This window comes from Vibrio sonorensis (assembly GCF_001854765.1).
GTDB lineage: Bacteria > Pseudomonadota > Gammaproteobacteria > Enterobacterales > Vibrionaceae > Vibrio > Vibrio sonorensis.
The window spans coordinates 128,687-139,552 of the sequence record NZ_LJJE01000069.1 but is presented as its reverse complement, the minus strand read 5'-3'; the positions used below and the strand labels follow the sequence as shown (position 1 = coordinate 139,552).

The following is a 10,866-nucleotide window of genomic DNA, read 5'->3' as shown; positions in this document are numbered from 1 at the left end:
GATAATCTCGGCGCGATAAACGTCGCACTCACATCTGGAGAACTCAATGATATCGAACACGCCCTGCGCCATTTTAAACCGGTAGGGGAGAGATACACCCAAGAAGGTATGAAGGGGGTTAACGTATGAGTTCCTCTTTAATAGTAGGGGTCAGAAAATGGTTTGCCGTAGTTATGCTTGGGTTGGCTGCTTTTACCGTCGTAGCCACAGAGCTGGCACCAATAGGCATGTTGTCTACCATCGCAGATGAGATGGGAGAAAGTACCAGTAAAACGGGTTTGGTGGTAACTATCTATGCTTGGCTAGGAGCGGCGACTGCTCTGATCTCTGTCACCGTGTTAAGCCATTTACCACGTAGACCTTTACTCGTTGGTTTGATGCTGTTTTTAGCCTTGTCTAATGTCATTTCTGCCTACACATCAAATTTTGAATTGTTGTTAGCGGCAAGGTTGCTAGGAGCAGTGGCACACGGTGCGTTTTGGGCGATGATCGGGTCACTTGGCGCTCAATTAGTTGCATCGAATCAAGTGGGCAGAGCGACAGCCATAATTTTTGGTGGAGTCTCGTCGGCAAGCGTCTTAGGGGTTCCACTGATCAATTGGATTAGTAGTTATTCAGGTTGGCGTTTGTCTTTTGTTGTACTGGCCGGGCTATCTGTTTTTACGGCGCTAGCCTTTGCGCAAGTTTACCTAGTGTGTCTGGCACTGAAAAACTGGGTAAAAAGCAATTCTTACCCGTTGTTAGAAACCATATGTTAAGGCGAGTCTATATCATCGCGGCATTAAGTATAGTGGCGCACTTTGCAGCGTTTACCTACATTGAAGTTTTGCTCTCTGGCGAGTACTCGGTGTCTAGTGAATGGGTGGTGATTTACTTGTTTACGTTTGGTGGTGCTGGCTTAGTAGGTAACGTAATTTGCGGATTATTTATCGACAGGTCTTTGGCTAGTGTACTTAGCACTGGTCTTTTAACTATAGGTTTGAGCTTTGGTTTAATCAGTTTAGTACCGCTACACAATGAGTACTTACTGTTAGTGGTAATTGCTGCTTGGGGATTAGGGGGGGCGATGCTTTTTGTTGCTTTGCAAACGTGGATTATTCGTTTGGCCAAGCATAACGCGCTCACCGCTTCGGCTATTTACGCGGCCATTTTTAACGCTGCGATTGGCACGGGTGCGGTATTGGGTTCTGGTGTATTGTCCATCTCCACAATCAATGTACTTTTTTTGGTCGCATCCTTTATTGTTTTAGTGAGTTTATCTTTAGTGATAACTAAGCACCATAGGACTGCAGACGTAGTAATCGATTAACTAGCGGCAATAATAAAGCCGAGCGACTGAACGTCTCTCGGCTTTCCTTTTACATTGACCTTTTAAAGCTCAGTGCCCAAAACGGATAAACACAAGGCATCAAAGGCTTGTTTGTCGTTGTGGAACTTTTCTGAAACGATAGCTTCGACGCTCTTACCTGATTGCTTCATCTTAACGGCATCGCGAATTTTCACCGCCGCAAAGTAATCGGCTGGTAACGTGTCGGTATGATTGTTGAACATTGTCGTCAAATCAGATTCTAGAAGTTCGGGCTTAATTGATGTGAGCTCGTGTTTAAATAGCGACAATATCGACTGACGATGTTCAGGAGAAAGCGTTGTGTTGCCCACAGAGCCAAACAACGCTTTTTGAAGTGGTGTTAACACGACGTAACCCGCTTGCTTCGGGAGTGGCAGAGAGAGTCGGCTTGATATCTGTATCGATTGAATCTCAGTCGATGGCATAAAGGTTAGAGAGCATAAGCAGTCGAAAGGGATCCAGAGGGCTTCACCTTCAGTTACGGCGTACTCTTTTTTACCGAGTTTGGCTAGTGCCAATCCACTATTTATATAGATAAGCTGATGTTTAAGCTGTTTTTTTCTCGGTGTCGAATAAAGGTACTCGTAGACATTACTGTGTTGTTCAATCGCTAGGTGCATGTATCCCCCTGTTATAGCGGCGATAGGGTACTCGGTATTCTTTTAAATGCCAACTGCTACTCGCGCTATTACCGCGTTTAAGCGCAAAGTTGGTCAATGTTATTCAGTCGCAGTATTGGGAACTACAATACGTTATTCTGGTCTGACCATAGTGTATATGAGACATGGAAAGATGCGTAAACCAGTAAGTGTGCGTAGAATAAGCCAGCTTTTTATTTGATGTAGTAACTAATGACAGACAACAAAGACCCTTTTGTAGAGATCCGTCCGTACAAGGATGACGAAATTCCAGCAGCCATTGATAGGCTAATCAACGATGAAGAGTTTATTCATGCTATATTGCAGCATAAGTTCAGTAATCGAAATGCGCTGGTTGAAAAACTGCTTAGCCCATTTGTTAAGGTTTACCTTAAGTTTAAGTGGGCCAAGCTAAACAGTGTTAACGCTATTCAGATGGAAGTTAAAAAATATCTGCAGCAAACACTGAACTCGACCACCAATGGGGTGACCTATTCTGGTTTGGACGCACTAGACAAAAACACGGCTTACTTGTTTGTTTCCAACCATCGCGATATTGCTATGGATCCCGCATTGGTGAACTATGGCTTGCACGAAAGCGGTCACAAAACCGTTAGGATCGCCATTGGCGACAACTTGCTTAAAAAGCCATGTGCGACTGAACTTATGCGTCTGAACAAGAGTTTTATTGTGAAACGCTCTGCTAAAGGCCCGCGTGAGATGATGAAAGCTCTAGGCACTTTGTCGGCTTACATCAAACACTCGCTAGAGACTGAAAACTCGATTTGGATCGCGCAAAAAGAGGGTCGAGCAAAAGACGGTAACGACTATACCGATCCGGCTATCTTGAAAATGTTCCACGTCGAAGGTCGCAAACAAAAAATCGCGTTTGGTGACTATATACAATCACTTAAGATCGTTCCCGTTGCTATCTCATATGAAAATGACCCTTGCGATACCGCGAAGGCGCTCGAGCTTTATCAAAAAGAGGTTAAGGGCAGCTACGAGAAAGGGGAATTTGAAGATATTGAGAGTATCATTCAAGGGATTGTTGGCAATAAAGGCAGGGTTCACGTTGCGTTTGGCAATGTTATCGATACCGCCTACGAAACACCAGAAGAGCTAGCTGCTGAGATTGATCGCCAGATCCACCAAAACTATCACCTTTTCCCTATCAACAAGTTAGCCGCTGGAGATGAAAGTGTCGACAGTGAGGTAAAAACTCTTCTTCAAGGTAAGTTAGACAGCTTACCTAGTGAGGCTCGCGACTACTTAATCGCAAGTTATGCTAACCCAGTAAAGAATCAAGCTTAATAAAAAGGACCGTTTAGGTCCTTTTTTTATGGGGCAACCGCACCACCTAAAGTGAGGTTGCTCGGCCATTTGGAGATTCTGTTTCCGCCTAAGAATATATTGCCGTTTACCGTCATTGTGTCGGGAAACTCGGTGATTTTTGAACCTCCAATATATAGGCTTCCTTCAACGACAATGCCTTCAGGCAGTTGCTCTAGAGGCGTTCTTATTACACTTAGGTCACCCTTGACTTTAAATCTAGGAGGCAAGCTAGTTACCGGAGTATCGGTTAAGTTAATGAATCCACCGACTTTGACACCGCCGGGCCAGCGTGTAATTTGCGAACCTAATAAGTTGGCGTACCCCTTAATTTTTACCCCTTTTGAAACCTTTTTAAGGCCGCTATTCGACGCGTCTAAACTACCTTGAATATCAACGCCTTTGGGAATAGAAGCAATAGCCGTTTTGGCGATATTCAGGTTGCCTTTGATCACCATACCATCGGGTAACTTGGTATAGGGCTTATTGCGCAAATCAAGATTACCGTAGTTGTCGAGGTGATTGAGAACACGGTATTGATCCAACATGACCGCCTGAACTGGCAAACCAATTAGCAGAGCGGAAAAGAGAGCGATTCGAATCAAAGTAACATCCTCAAACAGACCATTGTTTTTAGTATCTGCAAGTTAGCGATGGGCGTCAATGAAGGAGTGCGAGGATGTGGCTGGATAAGCGAGCTTGGTCCCGTATCTATGATAGGGATTGAGAGTACAACTTAAGAAAAAATGGATAAAAAAAGCCAAGCCTTTAGACAATATGGCTTGGCTCTGTTCTGATTAAACTCGGTAGGGTTATCTTGCGATAGAGCGAGATTTTAGTTCAAAGATCAGTTTTTCTGCGCTGACTTCAAACTTAAAACGTGCGGTAAGCTCTGTACTGTTGTCATCTACTGGAGTGACTTCGTGTTCAACGTTTTTACAGACTTCTTTGGCAAGAGTGAGGTATTTATCCAACTCTGCCAACAGGGTGTCTTTGTTTGGTCCATAAAGCGAGACTTCAGCTACGTCGTCGCCTTCTTTGATAATGAAACCCATCTCTCCGGCACAACCACAAGCTTCACATACTTGATTATCTTCTGCTTTTACGCTCATCTCATATCCTCTTACAAATTATGAGGGCATTCTAACCAGTAATTTGAAGTTTATCTAGATATTATGTGGGACGCCATACCGTTACATTAAGCGTATGCTATCTTGAAAGGGTGGTTCGAAAATATTGATAGATATATAAGAATGAGGTGACAATGTAGTGTGACAAGCTTCAAATAATAGCGAGAATGATTGCTATTCTTTACACCGTCTATCATTCGGTCAGTTGCGAGAAACGCTAATTTATAAGATTATCGACGACTTAATTATATCTACAAAATATATTAGCTTGCGGACCCATAAGTAGAGTTATTGCTCTAACTAAAAAGTCACTTAGCTTACACCGTATCGTAAAACAATATCTCGGCTTTTTATAATCGATATGGCAACTTCAGATGATGGGCACAAAGAATGCGTTATTCGAGGTTCGGCTAAGTAATAGCGGGCATCTTTTATTGACTCAATTTTGAGTTTAGATGGATTTACAAAGAGAAGAACCTGAACATGCCAAAGCGTAGTAAAGAAGATACAGAAATCACAATCCAAAAGATAATGGACGCAGTAGTTGATCAACTTCTTCGTCTTGGTTATGACAAAATGTCGTACACAACATTAAGTCAGCAAACCGGCGTCTCTAGAACGGGTATTAGTCACCATTTTCCTAAAAAAACAGACTTTACCGCGGCTCTAGATGGAAGAATCTACAAGATGTTTGTAGAACATTTGGATTTTGACAATGATATCGAAACGTTTTCAACAAGTTGGTTGAAAGCACTAGAAAGTGAAGAGTTTGTCGCTATTTTGCGTCTGCTTTTCCACCATATCGTTACAGCGGAAAGAGCACATGAGTTTGCTTCAAATGGTATCGAGCGTTTGTATAAAGCGACCGAAAGCCAGTTTGGTAACAGCAGTGCTAAAGAACTAGAGTGGCTTATCGGGCGTTCCCTGATCCGTATGGTAAGCTAAGCATAAAAAAGAGCCGAGATTTACAATAAAAATAATAAAAAGCCTTCATTTCGAAGGCTTTTTTAGTATGTATTGTTTATTGCTAATAAATAGTTAGTTGTTTCGTACCGTGTCCCGTATCTATCTGTTACACTTTAATAATTATGTAAACAATAAGTAGTGGGAGTCTGCATGTCATATCCGGTACTCATCTGTGATGATTCCGCATTAGCGCGCAAGCAAATGGCGCGATCATTACCGGCTTCACTTAACGCAGAGATAACCTTTGCAGTTCATGGGTTAGATGCCCTAGAAAAGTTAGAAGCTTCCACATTCAAGCTCATGTTTTTAGATCTCACCATGCCAGAGCTTGATGGTTTTGAAACATTAGAAGAAATTAAAAAACGCGGCTTGGATATACCTGTTGTTGTTGTATCCGGTGATATTCAGCCAAAGGCCAAAGAACGAGTGATGTCTTTGGGTGCAAAAGCTTTTATTCAAAAGCCAATTGATAAAGACGCTTTAAATGCTGTTCTGCGCGAGTTAGTGGAAAAGAAAGCCACACCGCAAACCTATGCTCCGGTTGCCCCAGTTGAGTTACCCATTCTCAAGCGTCGCGATATCTATATGGAAGTCGCGAACGTTTCAATTGGTCAGGCTGCCGATGCGTTGGCAAGACACTTTGATGTGTTTGTCCACCTGCCACTTCCTAACGTCAATATCTTTGAAGTGAGTGAACTGCATATGGCACTTCGCGATTTGGCTGACAATGACCAAGTATCTGGAGTGTGCCAAGGGTTTAGTGGGGAAGGCATTGCTGGTGAAGCACTGGTTCTTTTGAGCGACTCAAGTGTTGCTGACCTTAAAAAATTAATGAAGGTTCCTGCGGACAGTGAAGAGTTAGAAGAGCTTGAACTCTTGATGGATGTGTCCAATATTTTGGTTGGCGCATTTCTCAATGGATTGGGAAAACAGTCTGAAGTACGTTTTTTCCAAAGCCCCCCAGTCCTGTTAGGGCAGCATATCCCAATCGATTCAGTGATTAAAAATACAACGGGATCGTTTAGTAAAACCATGACGTTTGAGGTGAGTTACACCATAGATAAAACTTCTATTCGATGTGACTTGTTGTTTATGTTTGTTGACGAATCTCTGCCTCTGTTAGACAACAAGCTTTCCTATCTCATGGAGGATTTCTAATGACGAGCTTACCCGCGGAGTTTGAGCAGTTCCACTGGATGGTGGATATGGTGCAAAACGTTGATCTTGGCTTGGTTGTGATAGATAGGGACCACAACGTTCAGGTGTGGAACGGGTTTATGACCCACCACAGCGGTATTCAATCTCACGATGCAATCGGAAAGTCGCTTTTTGAACTGTTTCCAGAAATTCCAGCGGAGTGGTTTAAACTCAAAACCAAACCGGTTTATGACCTAGGAAGCCGAAGCTTTATTACATGGCGTCAGCGCCCATATTTATTCAAATGTCGAAACGTTCGCCCTGTTACTCAGCAGGCGGAGTTTATGTACCAAAACATCACTTTAAACCCAATGCGCACACCTACTGGAGAAGTTCGCTCTCTGTTTCTTTCCGTACAAGACGCGACGGCCGAAGCATTGGCATCGCAAAGCGGAAACTTAGTTTAGTAAAGGTCTGGTTAACCATAGAAGGTCGTATTTATACGGCCTTTTTTTTGGTTTTCACGATAGTATTAAAAGCCAAGCTTCAAAGCCCACTTTGATCTAAGCTATTGTTAATAAGAGCGATTGAACACCACCGTCAGGGAGAAAAGGCCAATGGAAACCACAAAAGGTTTGTATACAGCGCAACAGGTTAAGTTGGGAGAAATAAACGCAGCGAAAGCCTGTGAAATTAGCATGTATGCCTTGATGAAACGCGCGGGAAAAGCGGCTTATGAGTATGCTAGTAACGCGTATCCTCATATCAAAAAGTGGGTAATCCTGTGCGGTGGTGGCAATAATGGTGGGGACGGGTATGTTATTGCTCAGCTTGCAAAAAAAGCGGGTATTAGTGTCAGCTTAGTGGCTCTTGTTGACCCAAGTAAACTGACTGGTGACGCTGCAACGGCCAAAGATGAGTATCTGCTTCACGGGGGAGAAGTCCTGTCAGAACTCGACCATATCGATGGGTTGATCATTGATGCGCTATTGGGAACCGGATTATCCGGTGACGTGAGGGAGAGCGCTAGAGCGTGGATTTCGCGTGTAAACGAATCAACGTCTCCAGTAGTTTCTGTTGATGTGCCTTCAGGATTATGCAGCGATACAGGACGAGTAATGGGCAATGCGATAGTCGCAGACCACACCGTATCTTTTATAGGGGTTAAGCAGGGTTTAGTCACTGGAGCGGGAAGAGGGCATTGTGGGAAAATCGAGTTTGCAGGTTTAGGTGTCAGTCAGGTTTTTGAACAAGAGAACCAAGCGTCGGCCAATCTGCTGAGTAAACAACTACTCGTGAACAAGCTAAACCCTAGGCCCAAAAACAGCCACAAAGGTAAAAATGGCAAAGCGTTATTAATCGGGGGTAACAAAGGGATGGGCGGTGCTATTGTGCTGGCAAGCGAAGCATGTGCTCGTTCTGGTGCGGGGCTAACAGCAGCTCTGATGGCTAAAGAGAGCATGATGGCGTGTTTAACTCGCACACCCGAGGTGATGTCAGGAGATTGGAGTGGTGGGGAAGCACTGAATCACCGTGTCCAATGGAGTGATGTGTTAGCGATTGGGCCGGGTTTGGGGAGAACAGAACAAAGCGAGTCAAGATTTGAAGTGGCGATTGAGTTGGCTAAGGGCAAAGCCAAAGTAGTTGATGCTGATGCGCTTTGGCATCTGGCTCAATCGCCTCGTTGGAACGCTCAGTGGATTCTCACTCCCCATAGCGGAGAAGCCGCCATGTTATTAGGTTGCAGCGCAGAAGAGGTTGAAAATGACAGGTACAAGGCAGTAAGACAAATACAAAACCAATATGGGGGTATTTGTGTTTTAAAAGGACCGGGCACCTTAATTGCTGACAAAGATGCCGTTTACGTATGTCCTGCTGGTAATGCTGGCATGGCAAGCGGCGGAATGGGAGATGTGTTAACGGGAGTGATTGCAGCCATGTTAGCGCAGGGGCAGAGTTTGCTTGATTCCGCCCTATGTGGTGTATTGCTACATAGTATGGCTGCCGATGAGTTAGCCGAAAGTGAGGGGCAAATTGGCTTACTCGCAGGAGATCTCGCACCCAAAATTCGCGAGTTGATTAAATTTTATAGTGAAAGTAGCGGAAATAATTTTTGAAATAATGCGAGTAAGGTGTCGATCTGAAACACAATTTAACTAATCTTGGCGCGTTTGGCTGAGAAATAAACCGAGTAAACGTTTGAATCGACCTAACAGGATAGAGACTTAACACCTTTAGAAACCAAGGCTTGGCTTACTTGGAGAAGAGTTTAAAAGGACGCAGGTATGCAGATGTTCAAAATGGTATCACAAAAAAAATAGAATTATCAGTCTTGCGGGAAGTTAATCACGACCTATAATGCTGAAAACCGGAGCGTCTGCCAACGCTCCGGTTTTTTTGTGTCCGAAAAAAGGAAAGCTCGTCTGCCAACGAGTTGACCAACGCACTATGCAAAGACACATAAAGTTATGAATCAAGGAAATACACAATGCGTATCGAACAAGAACTTAAGTTGGGTTTTAAAGATGTCCTGTTTCGCCCGAAACGTTCTACTTTAAAAAGCCGCTCTCAAGTAAATTTAACCCGCGAGTTACATTCAAGCACAGCGGTCGTCAATGGTCTGGTGTGCCAGTTATTGCGGCAAACATGGACTCAGTAGGTAGCTTTGAAATGGCTGCTGCACTGGCAAAACACGGTGTGATGACCGCGGTACACAAGCACTACACAGTTGAGGACTGGGCAGAGTTTGTAAAGGGTGCAGACGCAGAAACGCTAAGTAAAGTGATGGTCTCTACCGGAACATCAGAAGCTGATTTTCAGAAGACTCAAGATATCTTATCACTGAGCAATGATCTGATTTTTATCTGTATCGATATCGCTAACGGCTATTCAGAACACCTCGTAGATTACGTTCAACGTGTGCGAAATGCGTTTCCGGATAAAGTTATTTCGGCTGGAAATGTAGTGACAGGTGACATGGTTGAAGAGCTGATACTCGCTGGTGCTGATATCGTAAAAGTAGGCATTGGTCCGGGTTCTGTTTGTACCACACGCGTAAAAACGGGCGTTGGTTATCCACAACTCTCGGCTATTATCGAATGTGCTGACGCTGCCCATGGTTTAGGTGGTCGAATTATCGGTGACGGCGGGTGTACGTGCGCTGGAGACGTTGCTAAAGCCTTTGGTGGCGGCGCAGATTTTGTCATGCTTGGCGGCATGCTTGCTGGACACGAAGAGTCAGGCGGCGAAGTCATAGAACAAGACGGTAAAACATACATGAAGTTCTACGGAATGTCCTCTCAGTCGGCGATGGACAAGCATTCCGGCGGGGTAGCCAAGTACCGCGCAGCAGAAGGGAAAACCGTACTATTGCCTTATCGAGGTAGTGTAGATTTCACCATTGAAGACATTCTTGGTGGCGTGCGCTCAACTTGTACATACGTAGGTGCATCAGCGCTTCGCGAGTTAACCAAACGCACTACGTTTATCCGAGTTCTCGAGCAAGAGAATAACGTGTTTGGTAAAGAGTAATCTGACGATTGTTTTGAAAATACGAATTAATGAGAGCCGCATTTTGCGGCTCTTTTTTGTAGCCAGCCGAATAAAATGATAAATGAAACCGAATAAAAGTATAAATCGTTTTCAGCATATATAGTGTCGCTCAGCAAGATTTCATTCAAACTTATCTATTTCTTATTTATTCTTTGTTCAGTAAGTTACAAAAGGCCGAATAGCCTTGAGAACCCATGAGTCCAAAGTTGCCACGTTTCGATACATTCGGAGCAATGTATCAAATTGATGCAAAATGGTTGTCTTAATAGCTATCTTGGCTTAGATTTATATCAAATTGATACAATTAAGTGGTTAACTCGACGTCTGTAAAGTGTGTAGTCTGACGGTATAAGTCTTGCTTGAATAGCTAAAAGGAAAACCTGACTATGACTAGAGATACCCAACCTCTGGCTGTTGCCGAGTTTCCACTAACGCCAACTACGGCAAGACGCATAGTTCGAGATTTAGCGACGAGTCATACAGGAAGAATCAAACTATCCAAACATGCACGACAGCGAATGAAACAACGAGATATCACCATTTTGCAGGTGATGAATGTGCTAAAAAGCCGTTCAAATCGTTTTCAGGAGCCACCTTTTGAACGACCTGATGGCAATTGGCAGATGAACATTGAAGGAGTGGCTTCCGGCTCAACCTTAAGGATACCCTTAGTACTGAGAAGACACGAAGACGACCCGACAGCATTTGTATTAACGCTCATAAATATAAAATAAACCACGATAATGTAACTGAGATTATTGAA

Annotated in this window: 9 protein-coding genes and 2 pseudogenes; 8 read left to right on the top strand and 3 right to left on the bottom strand. The window is 43.8% G+C overall.

Going from position 1 to position 10,866, the window contains the following annotated elements; all coding sequences use genetic code 11:
• Nucleotides 1-125: 125 nt before the first annotated feature.
• A pseudogene (locus BLO31_RS25205) lies at nucleotides 126-1,309 on the top strand (MFS transporter).
• 62 nt (nucleotides 1,310-1,371) lie between these two features.
• Here the strand turns inward: BLO31_RS25205 and BLO31_RS12795 are convergent.
• Nucleotides 1,372-1,968: a cupin domain-containing protein gene (locus tag BLO31_RS12795; RefSeq protein WP_070967090.1), complete on the bottom strand. Its 597-nt coding sequence runs from the start codon at nucleotides 1,966-1,968 to the stop codon at nucleotides 1,372-1,374.
• 231 nt (nucleotides 1,969-2,199) lie between these two features.
• Between BLO31_RS12795 and BLO31_RS12790 the strand changes: the two genes are divergently transcribed.
• Nucleotides 2,200-3,300 (top strand): 1-acyl-sn-glycerol-3-phosphate acyltransferase, encoded by a 1,101-nt coding sequence (locus BLO31_RS12790; RefSeq protein WP_070967087.1) that lies wholly within the window; start codon nucleotides 2,200-2,202, stop codon nucleotides 3,298-3,300.
• A 26-nt stretch (nucleotides 3,301-3,326) separates the two neighbouring features.
• On the opposite strand, the gene BLO31_RS12785 is transcribed toward BLO31_RS12790, so the two are convergent.
• Complete coding sequence (locus tag BLO31_RS12785) at nucleotides 3,327-3,866, bottom strand: hypothetical protein (protein WP_070967109.1); 540 nt, start codon at nucleotides 3,864-3,866, stop codon at nucleotides 3,327-3,329.
• 264 nt (nucleotides 3,867-4,130) lie between these two features.
• A complete protein-coding gene (locus BLO31_RS12780; RefSeq protein WP_070967084.1) occupies nucleotides 4,131-4,430 on the bottom strand; it encodes a YfcZ/YiiS family protein in 300 nt (99 codons plus the stop codon).
• Nucleotides 4,431-4,931: 501 nt separating this feature from the next.
• Between BLO31_RS12780 and BLO31_RS12775 the strand changes: the two genes are divergently transcribed.
• The 6 genes and pseudogenes from BLO31_RS12775 (at nucleotide 4,932) to BLO31_RS12750 (ending at nucleotide 10,837) form a co-directional block, all read left to right on the top strand.
• Nucleotides 4,932-5,393, top strand: a complete 462-nt coding sequence (locus BLO31_RS12775; RefSeq protein ID WP_070967080.1) for a TetR/AcrR family transcriptional regulator — start codon at nucleotides 4,932-4,934, stop codon at nucleotides 5,391-5,393.
• Nucleotides 5,394-5,564: 171 nt separating this feature from the next.
• Nucleotides 5,565-6,572 (top strand): response regulator, encoded by a 1,008-nt coding sequence (locus tag BLO31_RS12770; protein ID WP_070967078.1) that lies wholly within the window; start codon nucleotides 5,565-5,567, stop codon nucleotides 6,570-6,572.
• On the top strand, nucleotides 6,572-7,018 hold the full coding sequence (locus BLO31_RS12765) for a PAS domain-containing protein (protein ID WP_070967076.1): 447 nt from the start codon (nucleotides 6,572-6,574) through the stop codon (nucleotides 7,016-7,018). The genes BLO31_RS12770 and BLO31_RS12765 overlap by 1 nt, the downstream gene beginning before the upstream one ends.
• A 150-nt stretch (nucleotides 7,019-7,168) precedes the next feature.
• Nucleotides 7,169-8,668 carry a bifunctional ADP-dependent NAD(P)H-hydrate dehydratase/NAD(P)H-hydrate epimerase gene (locus BLO31_RS12760; RefSeq protein WP_070967073.1) on the top strand — a complete coding sequence of 500 codons (1,500 nt, stop codon included), beginning with the start codon at nucleotides 7,169-7,171 and terminating at the stop codon, nucleotides 8,666-8,668.
• Nucleotides 8,669-9,039: 371 nt separating this feature from the next.
• Nucleotides 9,040-10,082 (top strand): annotated as a pseudogene (locus tag BLO31_RS12755) (GMP reductase).
• Nucleotides 10,083-10,489: 407 nt separating this feature from the next.
• Entirely contained in the window at nucleotides 10,490-10,837 is a 348-nt protein-coding gene (locus BLO31_RS12750; RefSeq protein ID WP_070967069.1) for a DUF4258 domain-containing protein, read from the top strand.
• Nucleotides 10,838-10,866: the final 29 nt, after the last annotated feature.

Coding starts and splice junctions, on each gene's coding strand:
- BLO31_RS12795 (WP_070967090.1), bottom strand. CDS start 1,968: ATGCACCTAGCGATTGAACAACACAGTAATGTCTACGAGTACCTTTAT.
- BLO31_RS12790 (WP_070967087.1), top strand. CDS start 2,200: ATGACAGACAACAAAGACCCTTTTGTAGAGATCCGTCCGTACAAGGAT.
- BLO31_RS12785 (WP_070967109.1), bottom strand. CDS start 3,866: ATGTTGGATCAATACCGTGTTCTCAATCACCTCGACAACTACGGTAAT.
- BLO31_RS12780 (WP_070967084.1), bottom strand. CDS start 4,430: ATGAGCGTAAAAGCAGAAGATAATCAAGTATGTGAAGCTTGTGGTTGT.
- BLO31_RS12775 (WP_070967080.1), top strand. CDS start 4,932: ATGCCAAAGCGTAGTAAAGAAGATACAGAAATCACAATCCAAAAGATA.
- BLO31_RS12770 (WP_070967078.1), top strand. CDS start 5,565: ATGTCATATCCGGTACTCATCTGTGATGATTCCGCATTAGCGCGCAAG.
- BLO31_RS12765 (WP_070967076.1), top strand. CDS start 6,572: ATGACGAGCTTACCCGCGGAGTTTGAGCAGTTCCACTGGATGGTGGAT.
- BLO31_RS12760 (WP_070967073.1), top strand. CDS start 7,169: ATGGAAACCACAAAAGGTTTGTATACAGCGCAACAGGTTAAGTTGGGA.
- BLO31_RS12750 (WP_070967069.1), top strand. CDS start 10,490: ATGACTAGAGATACCCAACCTCTGGCTGTTGCCGAGTTTCCACTAACG.